The following is an 18,712-nucleotide window of genomic DNA, read 5'->3' on the forward strand; positions in this document are numbered from 1 at the left end:
CTCAAGCTGGCAGGTGGTACAGACCGCGCAGTAGGTGATCCAGGGTCTCGACGCCAGCTTCCAGCGTGTCGCCCAGATACATGCCGGGCATCCGCTGTTGCCAGGCCGGGTCCCGTTCAAAGATTGCTCCGGCAAAGCCGACGATCGGCTTGCCATGCGCCTGTGCCTCCGGAAGGTGGCGAGGCCAATCCAGCAAGCGGGCAGCGGTTTCCGCGGTCATGGCAACCAGGATGATGACATCGGGCCGGGTTTCGGCGACGAAGCTGGCCAGGTCTGGCAGCGGCAGCGCCTGGCCCAGATAGGCTACTGGCCAGCCGCGGCGGCGTAGCAGCACGCCGAACATCAGCAGCGAGCTTTCGTGCCATTCATCCGGCGCACAGGCCAGGACGACCGGCGGGATGCGCTGCGGCGCCGGGCCGCTGGTCATCCACTGTAACAACCGATTGCGCAGGAAGTTGGAGGCCAGGTGCTCGGTGGCGACGTTGATCTGGCCGTCGTGCCAGGCCTGTCCAATGGCGACCAGCGCTGGCCCAACCATCTCCAGCACGACTCGTTCCAGAGCGTAGAGGGCCAGCGCGTCGGCCAGGGCCAGGCTGGCTGCGTCCAGGTTGTGGGCCAGCAGAGCTTCGGTCAGCCGCGACCGGAACGATTCCAGCGAACCGCTGGCTGTGGCGCCAATCTCGGTCTGCAAGGCAGGGGCGGTAGCCGGCGCCGGGCGGCCAAGCGCACTGAAGGGCGGCTCCGGCAGACGATCCTGCTGCTCCAGGTGGCGCAGGGCGCCGATGGCGCGGCCGGTCTGCATCCCTTCGTCGATGCGCGCCTTGACCCAGCGCAGGCGCATGACCTCGCGTTCGGAATACAGGCGGTGACCGCCGGTAGTGCGCGAGGATTCCGGGAAGTTGTAGCGGCGCTCCCAGACGCGCAGGGTAGCAACGGGGATGGCGGTCATACGCGAGACCACGCCGATGTTGTAGAGCGGCTCGTCACTAGGCTGGGAGTACGGATGTCCTGGGGCTGGCTGGGTCATGTCCTGTTCCTTTGGCGGCGTTGGTAGGCCAGACTGAATTGTTTGTGTTCAGTGTAGCGAATATTAGACAACCTGTCAAGAATAATTGAACATCAGATTGCCAAAAACTTGACATTATCTGTACAAAATGTTATCCTGAATGTGGCGACCTGAAGGTAAGCCGGGTAGTTGCCGGACCAGCCGGGCTGTGGTCCCGGTTTCTGGCTGTTGATTCAGTGAGCCGGTCTGATTCTGCATACAATGGGCATAAGGCGGATTGCGCAGACGCAAGCTGTCAAAAGAGGAGGTGGGACTATGCGGGTGATTATCACGGGTGGGACGGGCCTGATTGGCCGCGCACTGGCCAGATCGTTGAGCGCCGATGGGCATGAGGTGATCCTGTTGAGCCGCAGTCCCGGTAATGCGATTAATTTGCCTCCGGGCGTGCGGGCAGTCTACTGGGATGGGCGCACCGCCGAAGGTTGGGGTGAGCTGGTTGAGGACGCGGGGGCGGTGATCAACCTGGCTGGCGAGACGATCGGCGGCAATGGCCTGCTGGATGTACGCTGGACGCCGGGCCGCAAGCGCCGCATCCTGGAGAGCAGGGTCAACGCCGGGCGGGCCGTGACCGAGGCGATCCGCGCCGCTGAGAACAAGCCCGGCGTGCTGATCCAGATGTCCGGTGTGGGCTACTATGGCACGCACGAGGACGAGCGCCAGATCACGGAGAGCGCGCCGGTTGGCAAGGATTTCCTGGCCAGTGTCTGCATCGCCTGGGAAGACTCTACCAAGGCGGTGGAACGGATGGGCGTTCGCCGGGTGATTACGCGCACTGCTCCTGCCCTCAGCCGGCGGGGCGGCCCCCTGCCACGCCAGATGATCCCCTTCCGTTTCTTCGTCGGCGGGCCGATCGGCAGCGGCAGACAATGGTTCCCCTGGATTCACCTCACTGATCTGGTGCGGGCAATCCGCTTTCTGATCGATACGGAAGAAGCGAAGGGCGTCTTTAATGTCTGTGCGCCTGAGCCGGTTACCAACGCGGAATTCAGCAGGGCGCTGGGCAAAGCGATGCACCGCCCGTTGTTCCTGCCGCTGCCTGCCTTCGCCTTCAAGCTGGCTTTCGGCGAGGCGGCGACAGTCCTGCTGGAAGGCCAGCGGGTGATCCCGGCCCGGCTGCAGGAGATGGGTTTCACCTTCAACTTCCCGACGGTGGAGAGCGCGCTGAAGGACCTGATCGGATGAGATACACCCACCGCTTTCGAGTCCGGGCTGATGTCCTGACGGTAGCTGAGTTTCACAGCCGGGCCGATGTCCTGCGTGCGATCACGCCGCCGCCGATCGTGATGCGCCTGCACAGTGCGCCCCCGCGCCTGGGCGAGGGCGATGAGATGGATTTCACCATGTGGGCCGGGCCGCTGCCCATCCGCTGGGTGGCACGGATCGAGCAGGTCACCGGGAACAGCTTTGTCGATCGCCAGGTGCGCGGGCCGTTCGGTAGCTGGGTGCACACCCATACATTTGTCCCGGTTGGTGATGGGTTGACGGAAGTGCGCGACGATATCGAGGCCACCTTCGGCAGGAGCCTCTACGGACGGCTGGTGTCGGTGGTGATGTGGCTGGGGTTGCCCCTCCTCTTTGCCTTTCGGGGCTGGAAGACACGGCGGTTACTGGGGAGACGCCGTTAACACCTGACGAGGGGCCGCGCTGGCATGGGCAGTAAGGTGAGCTATGCGCCGTATTGTGATCATTGGGGCGGGGGTTGGCGGTTTAACGGCTGCCGCTGTGCTGACCCGCGCCGGGCTGGATGTGACGGTACTGGAAGCGCACGTTGATCCGGGCGGGTGCGCCGCGACCTTCTTCCACAAAGGCTACCGCTTTGAGGCCGGCGCGACGCTGGCCGGAGGCTTTTACCCTGGCGGGCCGATGGATATGGTGGCCCAAGCAGCGGGGATTCCTGCCTGGCCGGCCCGCAGCTACAGCCCGGCGATGGTGGTTCACCTGCCGGATGGCGCTGCCGTGCCTCGCCCGACTGATGGCACACAGCGCGCGGCTTACCGGGAGGTTTTCGGCCCGGCAGGTGATGCCTTCTGGAATTGGCAGGAGCACACCGCTGACGCCCTGTGGGCGCTGGCTCTGCGCCTTCCCCCCTGGCCGCCCCAGATGCCCGTCGAGGCGTTTGATCTGATCGGGCACGGCCTGAGCTGGTTGGGTGCTGATCTGCGCGCCCACCTGCGCCCGGCGCTGCTGGCTGATGCGTTTCGGTCGGTGGCGGCCCATTTGCGCGACGCACCGGAACGGTTGCGGCTGTTTGTCGACGCCCAGTTGTTGATCTCCGCCCAGGCGACCAGCGCCACAGCAAACGCCCTCTATGGTGCGTCGGCCCTGGATTTGCCGCGCCGGGGAGTAGTGCATCTGGAAGGCGGCATCGGGCGCATTGCTGAGGAGCTGGCTGCCGCCGTCCGGCGCAACGGCGGACAGGTGCTCTACCGCCAAGAAGCGACCCGCATCGTCCGCGCAAAGGGCCGCCCGATCGCGGTGGAGACAAAGCGGGGCGAGTCCTTCCCGGCTGAGGTGGTGATCGCCAACCTGACGCCATGGAACATCAGGGCGCTACTGGCTGGTGAGGATGATAGCCATCTGCCTGATCGGCTGCGGCGCTTGCCGCCGCAACCGCGTGACGGCTGGGGCGCGTTTGTTGTCTACGCCGGGCTGGATGGTGCGGTGGTGCCTGTCGATCTGCCGCTCCACCATCAGGTGATCCTGCGTGAACCACTGGGCGAGGGCAACACGGCCTTTCTTTCGCTCAGCCCGGCCTGGGATGAAGGGCGCGCACCCGCGGGCCGCCGCGCTCTGACGATCAGCACCCACACACGCCTGGCCGACTGGTGGCGGCTGTACGAGACCGACCGGGAAGCCTACGAGGCCCGCAAGGAGGCGTATGTTGGGCGTCTGCTGGAAGCCGCTGGGCGTGTCCTTCCGGGAATCCGGGAGGCGGCAGACCTGGTCCTGCCGGGCACGCCGATGACTTTTGAGCGGTTCACCCGGCGTGCCTGGGGGTGGGTGGGCGGCTTCCCGCAGGTCAACTTATTCCGGGCGTGGGGGCCACGCCTGGCACCGGCGCTGTGGATGGTCGGCGATAGTATCTTTCCGGGGCAGTCGACGGCGGCGGTGGCGCTGGGTGGGCTGCGCGTGGCGCGGATGCTCCTGCGCGAAGGGGAGCGGGTGGTGGAGACCGATCGGCTGCCTGGGCCGGTGTCTTTCGGGTAAGCATTCTTGTCGAAGGAGGGGAGGGCGATGAAAGTCGGGATTGTTGGCAGTGGTTTTGTTGGGGCGACAGCGGCCTACGCCATGGTCGTGCAGGGCGTGGCCCGCGAGATTGTCCTGATCGATCTGAACACGGCTCGCGCCAAGGCGGAAGCGGATGATATCGCCCACGCTACGCCGTTCACTCATCCCACGCATGTCTACGCCGGGGACTATGCCGACCTGGCCGGGAGCCAGGTGGTGGTTATCTGCGCCGGGGTGAATCAAAAACCTGGCGAGACACGCCTGGAACTTCTGGAGCGCAACGCGGCGGTCTTCCGTTCGATCATCCCGCGCATCCTGACCCACGCACCGAATGCCGTCCTGCTGGTTACCACTAACCCGGTGGATGTGATGACTCATCTGGCGGCGCGCTACGCAGCGGCGCACGGCGTGCCCTCCAGCCGGGTGATCGGTTCCGGGACGGTGCTGGATACTGGGCGTTTCCAGGCTATGCTGGGGCGTTATCTGGACGTTGATCCGCACCATATTCACGGGTACGTACTGGGTGAACACGGCGATTCGGAAGTGATCGCCTGGTCGTCGGTGCGGGTAGGCAGCCTGGCACTGGATGACTTCAACCGCAAACGGGGCATCGTGCTGGACGCAGCTATCCGCAACGAGATCACTCATCGCGTGCGGGATGCTGCCTACAGCATCATCGAGGGCAAGGGGGCAACCTATTACGGGATCGGGGCGGCCCTGGCCGAGATTGTGGATGTCATCCTGGGAAATCGCCGTTCAATTATGACCGTGTGCAGCCCTGTGCCGGAGGTCGTCGGTGTCAGGGATGTGACGGTGTCCCTGCCGCATCTGGTAGGCGGGAGTGGGGTGATGGCGACTTTCCCACCGGTGTTGGATGAAGAGGAATGCGAGCTGCTTCGCCGGAGCGCCACGATCATCCGTGAGGCCATTGCTGAACTGGATCAGGCCACCAGCGACCGTCAGGCTGAAGGGGGCAAAGATGGCGCCCCTGCTGCCTGAAGCAGAGCGCCGGGCAGAAGGGAATCGTCATGACCGCCGCGATCTGGTGGATCCGGCGCGACCTGCGCCTGGAAGATAATACCGCGCTGACGCTGGCGCTGGCGCGGGGGCGGGCGGTGCTGCCGGTCTTTGTACTGGACCCCGCTCTGCTGGCTTCGCCGTATAGCGGGGAGAAACGGCTGGCCTTTCTGCTGGGCGGGCTGCGCGCTCTGGATGCCGATCTGCGGGCGCGGGGCAGCCGCCTGATCGTCCGCCGGGGACGTCCGGAGGCTATTCTGGCGGTGCTGGCGGAGGAAGCGGGCGCGGGAGAGATTGTCGCCGAGGCCGATTACTCGCCTTACGCGCTGGCACGGGATGCCCGTGTTGCCGCGGTCCTGCCGCTGACGCTGGTCGAGGGTCTGACCGTTCACCCACCCGGCGCGGTGCTCAAAAGTGATGGAAGGCCCTATACCGTATTCACCCCGTTCAGCCGGACCTGGAAAGCGATCGGCCTGCCCGGCCATTCTGATCTGCTGCCTGCACCCGCGCATATCCCGACACCGCCCGCTGTGATCGGTGAACCGTTACCCGATATGCCGGGGCAGCCCACCGGCGTGATATTCCCGCCGGGGGCGGACGAAGCCCGCCGACGGTTGGAGGCGTTCACTGGTGGAGAAGCTGCGCCGGTCTACTGCTACCGGGATGACCGCAACCGCCTTGATCTGGACGGTACTTCTGGCCTGTCGCCTTACCTGCGCTTTGGGATGCTTTCCGCGCGGCAGGCTGCTGTCCGCGCCGGGGAGGTGATCGCCGCTGCGCCGGATAGCGCCGCGCGGGAGAGTGCCGAAACCTGGCTGAATGAGCTGATCTGGCGGGAATTCTATGTGCACATTCTGGCGCAGTTCCCCTTTGTGCGGGAGATAAGCTTCCGGGAGTCTCTGAGGGCGATCGCGTGGCGGAATGAAGAGGCTGCCTTTGACGCCTGGCGGGAAGGACGGACGGGCTATCCGGTAGTAGACGCCGCTATGCGCCAGTTGCTGGCGACGGGCTGGATGCACAACCGGGCGCGGATGGTTGTGGCGTCCTTCCTGACCAAAGACCTGCTGATCGACTGGCGCTGGGGCGAACAGCACTTCATGGCTCACCTGATCGACGGCGATCCGGCGGCCAATAACGGCGGTTGGCAGTGGACGGCGGGGACAGGCACAGATGCCGCGCCGTACTTTCGCATCTTCAACCCGGTTAGCCAGGGCCAAAAGTTCGATCCGCAGGGGGAATACGTGCGGCGCTGGGTGCCGGAACTGGCGCGGGTCCCTGCCGCGGTTATCCATGAGCCGTGGCGGATGTCTGAAACTGAGCAACGGGCGGCTGGCTGCGTGATCGGGCGGGATTACCCGGCGCCGATTATCGATCATGGCCGCGCGCGGCAAAGGGCTTTGGCCGCTTATGGCGGGGCCGGGGCGCTACGTTGAGGGAGCGCTGGCTGGAAGCCCCGCCAAACTCGCTGGCCCTAGCGTGGCAGGTTCTCCAGAAAAGCGATCACATCGCGGTTGAAGGCTTCAGGAGCCTCTTCCATTGGCAGGTGGCCAACGCCGGGATAGGCGATCCACGCCGCGCCGGGGATCAGGTCCCGCAGCGTTTCGCCATCGCTGACTGGTACCCATGTATCGGCCTCCCCCCAGACGATCAGCGTCGGCGTGCTGATTCTCGCTACCGCATTGAGGTCGAGTTGGTTGCGTCCGGCGTCGCGCACCAGGCCGACAAATCCATTTTGCCATCCTTCCGTTTGCAGGACCCGCCCGTAACCGGCACTGATCTCCTCGGTCACAGTGAAAGCGGGGCCGTAGGCAGAAGCCAGCAAGCCGTTGAAGCGCTCCGGCGTGACCACCGCCGGGGCCAGCACCTGAATCCAGCGTGTCAGCGGGGGAAAGTGGATCAGGGCGCTGAGAAAAGCCGGGCCACCCGTCCCGCCGACGATCGCGCCATCGACGATGACCAGCCCGCTAACCCGCGCTGGATGGCGGATGGCCATGTGGGCGATCACATTGCCGCCGGCGCTGTGACCGATCAGGACGGCTCGCTCAATGCCCAGCACATCCATCAGCGCAATGGCAAAATCGGCCTGAGCGGGTTGGGCGTAGTCCAGGTCAAGAGGTTTGTCAGAAAGGCCAAAGCCGGGCCGATCGAAGGCGATGACGCGATAGCCCGCTGCCGCCAGCGCCACGATGTTTTCCCGCCAGGAGAACGTCGAGCCGCCCAGTCCATGTAGCAGGAGGACGGCAGGCCCATCGGCGGGGCCATCCTGCAGGATGTAGACGCGCACACCGTTGACAGTCACAAAACTGCCCCCGGGATCAGCCAGGGCAACCGGGTCTGTTCCGCCGGGCAGGGGGATCAGGTACGGGGCGATCAGGAGGATAGCCAGGATGGCCAAAGCCAGGATGACGGGGATTTTGCCCAGGTTTCTCATAGTGCTTATTCACAGTTGTTGTTACTGCCCATAAAGTGTCTCAATTGTATCATATTGTAAAGGTTATGTCCAGTATATATCAACATCCTTGAAGATATATATGAGAGCTGGATGAGGAAAGGGGGCAAAAAGCGCTTTTAGAAAAGTCGCCCTTGACACGGTTATAGAACAGGAGTAGAGTAAGGCCCTGTAGGACACAGGCAGAAGTTGATTGCAGAAACGCAAGACCGAACGCCTCGTACCGGGGCGTTTTTTGTTGGGCGGGACAGTCATTTTGCGTGTTGGCCTATCAAATCTATCCGGTCATGAATCCAAGTGAGGAACATCAAAATGACTGAACGTGTACAGGGTACAGTGAAGTGGTTCAACGGCACCAAGGGCTTCGGCTTCATCGAGCAGGCGAACAGCGGCCCGGACGTCTTCGTCCACTACTCGGCGATTGTCGGGCAGGGCTTCCGCAACCTCGAAGAGGGCGACCGCGTTGAATTCACCATCACGCAAGGCCCCAAGGGCCTCCAGGCCTCCCAGGTGACCCGCCTGTAATACGGCTGAACACCGCAGCGCCGCCATCCGCACCGGGTGGCGGCGTTTTTGATTCCACCGGCCCTGCTTCTGATCCCATCGGCCATCGGGGCGCCGCGGCGCTTCCTTGACAGTCTCCCCTCATTTCACTTACGCTAAAAGCATAGATTCTTTTCTCCGTCTTTGTACGTAAAGCCCGTTTGTTGGCTCCATGTCGTGTTCATGGCTCGTATGCCCGATCGTGACCACAGTCTGGTCCAATTAAGGAGGTGACAAGCCCAACGAACTGTTTGCTGCATCGGGTTCGACATGGTGTTTGAGAAGGTTCATTTAAGGGAGAGGAGAAGCAGAATGTCCCGCAAAATGCTACTTATTATGCTGGCCCTCGTTCTGGCGCTGCCTGGCTTTTCTGCAGGAGCGCAGGGGGGATGCGAGGAAGTCGTGACCATCCGCGTGGATGACTGGTCATCCGGTGACCGCGTGGAATACATGCACCAGGTGGTGGACGCTTTTGAGGAAGAGTATCCCTGCATCAAGGTTGAACTGGTGCCCAACATCGGCGATGACCAGAACACGCGCCGCCTGACCTGGCTGGCCACCGGCGACGCCCCCGATCTGATGGCCATCCCGCCGGAATGGGGAGCGCTGTATGTGCTTTCCTCGGAGGACGGCGCGTACATCGATCTGCTGCCCTACATTGAGGGCGAGAACGGCCTGAATGTGGAAGAGGAGTTCTTCCCTGCAGTCTATGAGCAGGGCTTCTATGGCGACAAGTTGCTGGGCCTGCCCAAGGACTACAGCATCAGCGCCTTCTACATCAACACCGCCCTGTTCGATGCAGCGGGCATTCCTTACCCGCAGGCAGGCTGGACATGGGATGACGTGCTGGACATCGCGCTGGAGCTGACCCTGGATGCCAACGGCAACAACGCTGCCAGCCCGGACTTTGACCCGAACAACGTTGTCCAGTGGGGCATTGACATCGTCAATGATGGCTGGTGGCGCGCTTTCCAGAGCTATATGCTGGCCTGGGGCACCCACACGATCAGTGAGGACGGCACCACGACCGTTGGCTACCTGAACAGCGAGGCCGCGGTTGATGCGTTGTCGTTCTACCGCGATCTGGTTTTTGTCCATCATGTCGCTCCTTCAGGCACGGTCATTGGCGCCACTGAGGGCGGACGGCTGCAGATGTTCCAGGACGGCAAGATCGCCATTGGTCTGACCTTCCATGGGCCGTGGTGGCAGGATGTGCTCAATGCAACACCCAATCTGGAATGGGCGGTTGTGCCGCTGCCAGCCGGTCCAGCGGGACGCGGCAGCGCTGTGATGTGGCTGGGCTGGGGTATCACCGCCCAGTCGGAACATCCGGATGAGGCCTGGGAAGTTCTTAAGTGGCTGACGACGGAGCCGGGCCAGCGGGTGTTTGCTCTCAAGGCTCTTAGCGCCAGTCCTGCCGTTTCTGAAGAGATGCAGCGGATCGATGACCCGTACTGGGGAGTCTTCATCGAGGAAGCTCAGCATCTCAAGCCACTCGATGATCAGCGCAATGCTTTCTATGGCCCCTGCGTAGCGACCCCGGCGGGCGATCTGATGAAGCGCCTGCTGGCCGATGGTGGCGATGCGCTGGATATTCAGGCTGAGCTGGATGCCCTGGCGGCAGCTGCGGATGCCTGCCTGATTGAGTCACTGGAAGAGGCCGGCCAGTCGTAAGTTATTGACTGCCCGGACATGTAAGGTAGGGGGCAGGCAGGAACCTGCCCCCTTGTTCTGGCGTGGGTTGTGGCCCTGGGAGGGGATGATGGTCAGTCAACGGCGCAAGCGTTTTGATCTGGGATCGCCGATGGCCCGGCGGGAAGCGCTGACCTTCTACATCCTGGTATTGCCCTGGTTGTTGGGCTTCGTGATTTTCCTGGCTTATCCGATGCTACGCTCACTGTATCTGTCATTTACCAGCTACGACCTGCTCTCGCCGCCTGTCTGGACCGGCATACGCAATCTGGAGCGACTGGTCAACGATCCTGATTTCTGGCAGTCGCTGCGCGTCACCTTCACTTATGCCTTGTTCAGTGTACCAACCGGGAACCTGATCGCGCTGGGTGTGGCCATGCTACTGTCCCAGAATCTGCGCGCGATCAACATCTGGCGGACGATCTTCTTCGTGCCCTCGGTGCTGAGCAGCATTGCGGTTGCTATTCTGTGGTTGTATGTTTTTCGGCCCGATGGCGGCATCCTCAACAGTTTCCTAGCATTCTTCGGGATTCAAGGCCCCAACTGGTTGCTGAGCGAGCAATGGGCGCTCCCGGCGCTGATCATCATGAGCTGGTGGACTATCGGTGGTCAGGTGGTGATCTACCTGGCTGGCCTGAAGGGCATTCCAAGGGTGCTTTATGAAGCGGTAGAAATTGACGGCGGCGGGGCATGGGCGCGTTTCCGTTATGTGACGCTGCCGATGCTCAGCCCAACGGTGTTCTTCAATGTGGTGCTGGCCATCATCGGCGCGTTGCAGGTCTTTGATGTGGGCTGGGTGATGACGCAGGGTGGCCCCAATAAAGCAACCTACTTCTACATGATCAATCTCTACGAGCGCGCTTTCAAGTTCATCCAGATGGGCTATGCTTCCGCGCTGGCATGGGTGCTGTTCATCATCATCATGGGAATTACATTGCTGGTGGTGCGCTCGTCAGCAATCTGGGTGTTCTACGAAACGGAGGTGAAGTAGGATGGGGGGCTACACGTGGGCTACTCGCCTGCTTCCGGTAAGTGTGCGGCACCTGGCGCGCCAGATCGCCTGGCGGCTGAATCCGCGTCACCTGGTCAGCTATCTCCTGCTGACGCTTGGCTCACTTTTCATGGTTGTGCCTCTGCTGTGGATGATTACGGCCAGCTTCAAACCAGCGTGGCAGATCTTTGCCAACCCGATTATCTGGATACCTCAGCACTGGGAGGAGGTTCGCGCCGGGACCACCAACCGGATGCTGCCATTGTGGACGGTTGAAGTCGAAGGTGGAACGCGGAAGGTCATCCAGGTGGGGGTGCGCCGTTACACGACGGTCATTGACGCATCGAAACTGCACGGTCTGCAGGAAGTCCCTGCGGCCCAGTTGAGCGAAGCTGCTACTGCGCCGCTGAGCAACGGGATTACAGCCAACATTCGCCAGTGGACGACTGATGGGGAAGTGCGGGATGTTGTGGCGGTGGCGCGTGGTAGTGGCGAGAGCATGATGGTGGTTGAGGTGGATGATCTGGTGCCAGCGGTGACGCGCTTGCCGCTGGACGAAGTCAACGCCGGCCGCCGGGCGACCATTACCGTGGAGGGTGTGGACTTCCGTGGGCGCGAGGTGACCCTGGAGGACGGCACCACGCTGCAACTTATCCCGATTGGGCCAGAGTCGGAGTTGAGTGTGGTGGCGGATCCGGAGGTCGCGAAAGATGCGATTCTGGTGCCCGCGGAAGCGCTGCAAAGCGCCGGTTACGCCGACGTTGGCGCGACAGAAATTGCGCTCTCCCGGCTGAGGGATGATCCCACCGATTATGTGGTGATCGTCAGCGAGCAATGGCAGCCGGTTATCAATGAGGAGGAGCTGGATGCCTATGCTTTCATTGCTGAGCGCGACCAACTGGGCGAGCGCACGCTGGAGCCAGTGAACGGTGTGATCATGCAGGTTGCACCGTACAGCGGCGAAGATGGTACCAGTGGGCGCGTTGTGATCCTGGTCAGCGGGACAGCCCGCAGCCTGGTGATACCGGTGGAGCGAGCGACCACGCTTCGCCTGGCCCAGGCTGGCGGACTGACTACCGCCCGTGGCGATACCTACGGACGTATCCCTTACCGTGTTCAGGATGGCTTTGAAGAGGGAGAGGAGATTTCATCAGTAGCACTGGTAGGCGACCCTCGTCAGATGTCGCTGGTGGTGCCCCGGGCATCGATCGCTGAGGCATTTGATGCCCCCCCGGAAAAGATGCAGCGCACCATGTATCCCAGTCTGCGTCTGAAGGCCTATGAGGAGGTTCTGGAGACCAAGATTGGTGAGACGTACTTCGCCAACTTCTTCCTCAACTCATTCATCCTGGTAGTGTTGAATGTCGCCGGTCATGTGCTTTCGTGCGTGGTTGTGGCCTATGCCTTTGCGCGGCTTCGTGCGCCGGGCAAGAACATCCTGTTCTTGGTGTTGCTGGGCACGATGATGCTGCCATTCCCGGTAACCCTGATCCCGGTCTATGAGATTTTCCGCTGGCTGGGGATGATTGACTCGTGGTGGCCGCTGTTTGTCCGTAGTTTCTTTGGCAATGCCTTCCTGATCTTCATGCTGCGCCAGTTCTTCACGACGATCCCGCGCGAACTGGAAGAGGCAGCGGTCATTGATGGGGCGAGTGTGGCTCAGGTTATCCTGCGCGTGGTGGTGCCGCTGAGCAAGCCGGCGATCGCAACGGTCGTGATCTTCACCTTCTGGTGGACCTGGAACAGCTTCCTGGAGCCGTTTATCTTCCTCAGCACGCCGAGTCTATTTCCGGTCTCGGTGGGCCTTAACTTCTTTAAGGACGAGTACGGGGCGGTTTACTATGACCGGCTGATTGCGGCCTCAGTGCTGAGTATGACACCGATGCTGGTGATCTTCTTCCTGGCGCAGCGTTATTTCATTGAGGGTATCCAGCTTACTGGGTTGAAGGGGTAAGAAGAGGGAGCTTAAGCCCCGGCAGTTCCCGCTGAAAGGGCTGGAGGATGATCCTTCAGGAATGGCCTAGCATTGCGTCAGGGTGTGCAACAGCCGGACAACAAAAAACCATGCCCGCGAACTGCACGGGCATGGTTGCTCTGTGCCCCCAAGGAGATTCGAACTCCTGTCTTAGCCTTGAAAGGGCCACGTCCTGGGCCTCTAGACGATGGGGGCGTTGACGGGCGTTAGTGTACCATGCCGGTCAGGCCCGGTCAAGGTTGATTTCCGGCGCCCTGCGCTAACAACTACCGGGTAGCAGCCACCCATGTTACAGCGCCAGCGACCGGGTTTCAGGGCTGGCCAAGATACTTGGCCAGTTTTTGCTGTAGTTCACGCAGGTCGATGGGCTTGGAGATGTAATCATCACATCCGGCGGCCAGGGCCTTCTCCCGGTCCCCGACCATGGCGTGGGCAGTCAGCGCGATGATCGGGATGTGCCGCAGACGTTCATCCGCTTTGATGTGGCTGGTCGCCGTCCAGCCATCCATTTGCGGCAGAGAGAGGTCCATCAGGATCAGGTCTGGCTTCTCGCTGGCAGCGATGGCGAGGCCCTGAGCGCCGTCCCTGGCAGCCAGGACGGTGCAATCCAGCGTGGAGAGAATATCGGTGAGCAGGGTGCGGCTATCGGAATTGTCCTCAACGATCAGGACACGGCGACTGCCCATACAGGCTCGCTCCTTGACCGAATCACGGTCATCTTACGCCCGGTCGGGTTGTAATCCCCGCAACCAACCATTACCTCAACACCATTATTGTACGGCGGGCAGCCCGCAAGCTGCACCGTGTACTGTTATTGTATCGTGCCCGCTGGCCTGTCGTCAGATGCTCCGCCGAGCGTCTGCTCGATCAGGGCCAGCAGATCGCTGCGCTGCAGCCCTTGCTTGCGAACCAGCGTTGCCAGGTGTTGCTGCAGGAAGATTCGTTCCTGGGCGGACAGAGTCTTGGCGGTGACCACGAGCACCGGCAGGTCAGCCAGGTATTCCTGCTGGCGAATGTGCTCCAACACCTGGAAGCCGTTGATATCCGGCATCAGCAGGTCGAGCACAACTGCACTGGCCCGGTTGTGGGCCAGCCAGTCCATGGCCGCCTGGCCGCTGTCAACCGCTACGCTGGCGTGACCGGCTGAACTGAGTACATCGGCGACCAGTTGCCGGGCCGAAGGATCATCGTCCACGATCAGGATGGGCCGGTCACCCGGCTGGCCGGTCAACATGCGGGCGATCGCTTCCAGCAGCGCCTCGCGCTGGATAGGCTTGCTGATGTGGGCGTCGACGGCCGGCCACAGACCCAGCGGCTGGCTGTCGACGATACTGACCGTGACAATCGGGATGGTCGCGGTGACCGGATCAGACTTGAGTTGTTCGATTAATTCCCAGCCGGTGATGCCGGGCATCATCAGGTCGGTGGTGATCACGTCCGGCTGCAACTGCCGGGCCAGTTCCAGCCCTGTCGCGCCATCACCGGCCTGAGTGACGCGGTAACCGGCTTCGGTGAGGAAAGCGGTCAGGATGTCCAGTGCCTCCTGGTTGTCGTCGATGACCAGGATGTGTGGTTGTTCTCGTGATAGACCGGCCTCAGGTTGCGGTCTGGTCTCGCTGATGGCGCGGCTACTGGCGGGCAAAGCTACGTAGAAGGTGCTGCCCTGGCCTGGCGCACTGGTCAGCCAGATCGCGCCGCTGTGGAGAGCAACAAGCTTCTTGGTGATGGCCAGGCCCAGCCCTGTGCCCCCGAATTCACGGGTGGCGGAGCTGTCCAGCTGGCGGAATTCGTCGAAGATGCGGTCATGATCTTCCGGGGCGATGCCGATACCAGTATCGGTAACCCGGATGATTACCCAGTTGCCGTCTTTGAGCCAGCCCGGTGCGGGCAGCGTCAGCGCCCGACTGTAGCCGTTCTTGACCTGAGCGTTGAAAACTTCCAGGCGGACGCTGCCCTGCGGGGTGAATTTGACCGCGTTGCTGAGCAGGTTATGGAGGATCTGCTGGATGCGCTGGGCGTCCCCGTAAACGGCATACAGATCAGGCGCCACGTGGATCTCCAGCTGCAGACCTTTTGCTGCGGCGGCAGAGGTGAACTCAGGAGCCACACTTTCTACCGTGTCGGAAAGCGCCACCTGCTGAAAGGTGAAATCCATCCGGCCGGCTTCGATCTTGCTCAGATCAAGGATGTTGTTGATCAGCGCCAGCAACGCCTGTCCATTGCGCAGGATCTTTTCCAGCCGGTCGCTCTGGCGCTCGTTGAGATCTCCGTAGAGACCCTGCAGCAATAGTTCGCTGTAGCCGACGATGGAGTTCAATGGCGTGCGCAGTTCGTGGCTCATCGTGGCCAGGAATTCCGACTTATACTGGCTGACTGTGCGCAATTCCGCGTTGAGGGCGTCAGCCCGTTCTTTCTCGGCGGCCAGGTCTTTGATCAGGGAGCGCAGTTCCTGATTCGCGTCGGTAAGCTGGCGGTTCATCGTGGTCAGCGAGTCAAAGACCTGTACGCGGATCAGGACGTAGCCGATCAAGCCGGCAGCCAGCGTGGTCAGGATGGCGTCAAAGGGTGTGCGGCTGAGCGGACCGACCAGATTACCCAGGCTGCCGATGCTCAGCAGCAATGCCGGGATGCGCAGCAGGCGACTCCGCTCTCCCCGGCGTCGCCAGATCAGGGCCAGAGCCAGCAGCAGATAGCCTGCGCTCAGCACAATCGCCACAGTCCCAACTGGCGTGATGTGCACCGAATCCACGAGTGCGCTGAACGCGATCGAATCGGCGCTGGGGGTGACTTCCAGGATAAACAGGCGATCGTTCCACAGCAGGATCAGGAACACCACCAGGAGCACAGGCGTAAGCAGGGCGATCGCCCGCGTGAGCAGTGTCCTGATCCCGCAGAAGGCCACGGCAGCGAAATAGAAGGTGACTGGGATCAGGCCCAGACCCACCAGATAGAGATAGAAGATGGTGGTGAGGTCCAGCTGGTGAGCAAGACCGGGCAACGTCAGCAGCAATGCGGCGCCACCCCACAGCGCCAGGCTGCTCAGAAAGAGGGCGAACCAGCCATTGGCAGATTCCCGGTGTGGCTGGAGCACCATGCCAAGCATCAGGCCGATGGCGACGCTCAGACTCAGGATGCTGGCGGTGATAGTGATGAAGTCCTCAAGGATGACCTGGTTCATAGGCCCCTCTTGCTCTGGATGCTGCAGGACTCAGACGGCCCCCGACCGGGCAACTGGCAGCCAGAAGGTGAAGGTGCTGCCCTGGCCAAGGTTGCTTTCCACCGCAATGCGACCGTTCATCAGGCTTAACAGTCTTTTGGTGATCGCCAATCCCAGCCCGGTGCCCTCATACTGGCGGGTCGAGGTGCCGTCAACCTGGCGGAATTCGTCGAAGATAATCATCTGATTCTCCGGCGCTATCCCGATTCCTGTGTCGGTCACGCTGCACCAGACTCTGGCCGGGGCAGCGCCCTCTTCGACCCCGGCGCGGATAGTGATCCCGCCGTAATGGGTGAATTTGATGGCGTTGTCCAGCAGGTTGTTCAGTACCTGGCGCAGGCGGATTGGGTCCGCTTCGACAGAGGGTAGGTCAGCGGGCACACTGACTTCGATGCTCAACCCCTTGCTGGCAAGTTGCGTTTCTACTGCCTCCACAGCCAGCCTGATCGTTTCCCCCAGCGCCAGCGGCTCAGGCGCCAGTTGCAGCTTGCCGGTGTCGATCCTGGACAGATCCAGCAGGTCGTCGATGAGGGCCAGCAACCCGCGCCCGTTGCGCAGAATCCGCTCCACCCGGTCGGCAGCCGTAGCGTTCAATTCCCCGTAAAGTCCGCTCAGTAATGCCTCGGAGAAGCCAATGATAGCGTTCATCGGGGTACGTAGCTCATGGCTGATATTGGCCAGGAACTCGCTCTTGAGGCGGTTGGCTTCGCTCAACTCGGCGGCGTGCCGCTCAAGGGTTTCAATCAGGGTGACGTTCTCCGCGGCGATGCCCGCCTGCTGAGCCAGGCCTTCGAGCAGGGAAAGGTCCTGCTGGTCGGGCGTATAGGCGGGATCGTCAAAGACAAGTTCGATAATCCCGATGACGATCCGGCGCTGGAAGATGGGCACCAGCAGATGGCTGCCGGCGAGATCCGGTAACAGGCGCTGCATATCCTCGGCCAGCGCCTCCGGGATACGCCCCGGCTGCAGGATCAGCGGCTCCGCACGGCGCAGCCAGGCCGCCAGCGCTGGATAGTCTTCGGGATGACTCAGGCGCGTCACAGCGCAGGGTATCCCCTCCTCCGCTGGTGGATGGACCGCCTGCAGGAAGCGGCCATCCTGGTGGCGCAACGTGACGGCGGTCAGGCGCGGTGCGAGGGCCTGGCTGACCGCCTGTGTGATCCGGCGGAGGAGATCGTCAATAGCCATAGCGCGGCTGAAGTCCATCGTCGCTTCGCGCAGGGTGCGTTGATCGGCGGCCTGCCGCCGCGCCTGGCGGAACAGCCGGGCGTTTTCCAGAGCAATAGTTACCTGGACGGCCAGTGTCTGCATCACCAGTTCATCGGTGGGCGTGAAACGGTTGGCCTGTGTGCTGACCAGTACCACAGCGCCGAGGATGCTTTCCCCGCCACGTAGCGGAACAGCCAGACAGGACACCGCGTCAGGCGGGGGGACGAAATCGCTGCTTTCCTGCACATCAGGCGCCAACTGTATCTCGCCGGTCCGGATGGCCCGCCCGGCTATGCTACGGGCGACGGACAAGGTGTACGGCTCGACGTACAGGGTGGGATTGTCTGTGGCCTGTGCTGCCAGACGCGCCTGCTCCCCGCTGGGGTCGCTCAGCAGCAGGGCGACGCATTCGTAGCCCAGCAGGGTATGAATCGCGTGGACGATCTTTTCCAGCAAGATGTCCGGTTCCAGGGTGACGCTCAATTCCTGGCTGACGCGATTGACCAGAGCCAGCAGGTCAGGAGGGAGCAGTTGAGGCGTTGTCATGCACCTGTTCACATGGGGCTGGCTGTCCAAACCAAAGAAGCGCAGGGAACGTCATTCGCATCCCCACGCTTATAAGCATAGTGACAACGACCACTAGACGCCAGCCAGTGGATACTTCTCTTCGTACAGCCTGATGGCCTGCAGGATATGCTCTTTGGCCTCGGCAGCGCCGATCCAGCCAATCGGCTGGATGTTGCCGTCAGTTTCAAGCTGTTTGTACGTGGCAAAGAAGTGGGCGACTTCCGCCAGAAAATGGCGGGGGACGTCGGCAAGATCGTGATAATCGTCGAAGATGGGATCAGTCGCCGGGACGGCCAGGATTTTGTCGTCAGGCATGTTGCGGTCGATCATCTGAAACATGCCGATAGGCCGAGCCTCGATCACACAGCCGGGGTAGGTGGGTTCGTTGATCATGACCATGATGTCCAGCGGATCGCCATCCGGGTAGAAGGTGCGCGGGATCAGGCCGTAATCGCTGGGGTAATGCAGCGGGCTATAGAGCACGCGGTCCAGCTTGATCACACCGGCTGTCTTGCTGTATTCGTACTTATTGCGGCTGCCTTTGGGGATTTCCACGATGCAATACACGATATCGGGGACTTTGGGGCCGGGCGGCAGGCCGTGCCAGAGATTAACGGTCATGGTGCAGTCTCATCAGACTTATGTTGCGGCGATGTGGAGTGTCATGGCTTCGGTGATGGCGTTCCTCCGGCCCGACCAGCATGGCCGCTTTTCACCGCTGCCAGCCGGGCCGGGATCAGGTGAGCGCGCCGGGTAGC

The 18,712-nt window shown here is 62.0% G+C and carries 15 protein-coding genes and 1 tRNA gene; 9 read left to right on the forward strand and 7 right to left on the reverse strand.

The annotated features are described in order from the left end of the window. Position 1: 1 nt before the first annotated feature. Entirely contained in the window at positions 2-1,027 is a 1,026-nt protein-coding gene (locus HPY64_04605) for a MerR family transcriptional regulator (GenBank protein NPV66409.1), read from the reverse strand. Between the two features lie 294 nt (positions 1,028-1,321). Here HPY64_04605 and HPY64_04610 point away from each other — a divergent pair, with 294 nt between their 5' ends. Genes HPY64_04610 through HPY64_04630 form a run of 5 tightly spaced genes read left to right on the forward strand, consistent with a single transcriptional unit; the run spans position 1,322 to position 6,744 of the window. Next, positions 1,322-2,248 carry a TIGR01777 family protein gene (locus HPY64_04610; GenBank protein NPV66410.1) on the forward strand — a complete coding sequence of 309 codons (927 nt, stop codon included), beginning with the start codon at positions 1,322-1,324 and terminating at the stop codon, positions 2,246-2,248. Continuing rightward, entirely contained in the window at positions 2,245-2,691 is a 447-nt protein-coding gene (locus HPY64_04615) for a hypothetical protein (GenBank protein ID NPV66411.1), read from the forward strand. The genes HPY64_04610 and HPY64_04615 overlap by 4 nt, the downstream gene beginning before the upstream one ends. Positions 2,692-2,734: 43 nt before the next feature. Next, the gene (locus HPY64_04620) at positions 2,735-4,273 is read left to right on the forward strand and encodes an FAD-dependent oxidoreductase (protein ID NPV66412.1); all 1,539 of its coding nucleotides are present in this window, start codon (positions 2,735-2,737) and stop codon (positions 4,271-4,273) included. Between the two features lie 27 nt (positions 4,274-4,300). Further along, positions 4,301-5,293, forward strand: a complete 993-nt coding sequence (locus HPY64_04625; protein ID NPV66413.1) for an L-lactate dehydrogenase — start codon at positions 4,301-4,303, stop codon at positions 5,291-5,293. 29 nt (positions 5,294-5,322) lie between these two features. Next, a complete protein-coding gene (locus tag HPY64_04630; protein ID NPV66414.1) occupies positions 5,323-6,744 on the forward strand; it encodes a deoxyribodipyrimidine photo-lyase in 1,422 nt (473 codons plus the stop codon). 38 nt (positions 6,745-6,782) lie between these two features. Here the strand turns inward: HPY64_04630 and HPY64_04635 are convergent, their stop codons facing one another. Next, positions 6,783-7,742 (reverse strand): alpha/beta hydrolase, encoded by a 960-nt coding sequence (locus tag HPY64_04635; protein NPV66415.1) that lies wholly within the window; start codon positions 7,740-7,742, stop codon positions 6,783-6,785. A gap of 330 nt (positions 7,743-8,072) precedes the next feature. Here HPY64_04635 and HPY64_04640 point away from each other — a divergent pair, with 330 nt between their 5' ends. The 4 genes from HPY64_04640 to HPY64_04655 all read left to right on the forward strand — a co-directional run bounded on the left by HPY64_04640 (position 8,073) and on the right by HPY64_04655 (position 12,940). Next, a complete protein-coding gene (locus HPY64_04640; protein NPV66416.1) occupies positions 8,073-8,285 on the forward strand; it encodes a cold shock domain-containing protein in 213 nt (70 codons plus the stop codon). 330 nt (positions 8,286-8,615) lie between these two features. After that, positions 8,616-9,977, forward strand: coding sequence for a sugar ABC transporter substrate-binding protein (locus HPY64_04645; GenBank protein ID NPV66417.1), 1,362 nt, complete (start codon positions 8,616-8,618; stop codon positions 9,975-9,977). A gap of 85 nt (positions 9,978-10,062) precedes the next feature. Then, positions 10,063-10,986: a sugar ABC transporter permease gene (locus HPY64_04650; protein ID NPV66418.1), complete on the forward strand. Its 924-nt coding sequence runs from the start codon at positions 10,063-10,065 to the stop codon at positions 10,984-10,986. Position 10,987: 1 nt separating this feature from the next. Continuing rightward, positions 10,988-12,940: an ABC transporter permease subunit gene (locus HPY64_04655; GenBank protein ID NPV66419.1), complete on the forward strand. Its 1,953-nt coding sequence runs from the start codon at positions 10,988-10,990 to the stop codon at positions 12,938-12,940. A gap of 143 nt (positions 12,941-13,083) precedes the next feature. Here HPY64_04655 and HPY64_04660 read toward each other — a convergent pair. The 5 genes from HPY64_04660 to HPY64_04680 form a co-directional block, all read right to left on the reverse strand. Continuing rightward, positions 13,084-13,156, reverse strand: a tRNA-Glu gene (locus HPY64_04660). Between the two features lie 116 nt (positions 13,157-13,272). Beyond that, on the reverse strand, positions 13,273-13,647 hold the full coding sequence (locus HPY64_04665) for a response regulator (protein ID NPV66420.1): 375 nt from the start codon (positions 13,645-13,647) through the stop codon (positions 13,273-13,275). A gap of 125 nt (positions 13,648-13,772) precedes the next feature. Further along, positions 13,773-16,139 (reverse strand): response regulator, encoded by a 2,367-nt coding sequence (locus HPY64_04670; protein NPV66421.1) that lies wholly within the window; start codon positions 16,137-16,139, stop codon positions 13,773-13,775. A 30-nt stretch (positions 16,140-16,169) separates the two neighbouring features. Then, positions 16,170-17,933: a GAF domain-containing protein gene (locus tag HPY64_04675; protein NPV66422.1), complete on the reverse strand. Its 1,764-nt coding sequence runs from the start codon at positions 17,931-17,933 to the stop codon at positions 16,170-16,172. 93 nt (positions 17,934-18,026) lie between these two features. Continuing rightward, a complete protein-coding gene (locus tag HPY64_04680; GenBank protein NPV66423.1) occupies positions 18,027-18,575 on the reverse strand; it encodes an inorganic diphosphatase in 549 nt (182 codons plus the stop codon). Between the last annotated feature and the right edge of the window lie 137 nt (positions 18,576-18,712).

It is taken from the genome of Anaerolineae bacterium, from assembly GCA_013178165.1.
In the GTDB taxonomy this organism is placed as follows: domain Bacteria; phylum Chloroflexota; class Anaerolineae; order Aggregatilineales; family Ch27; genus Ch27.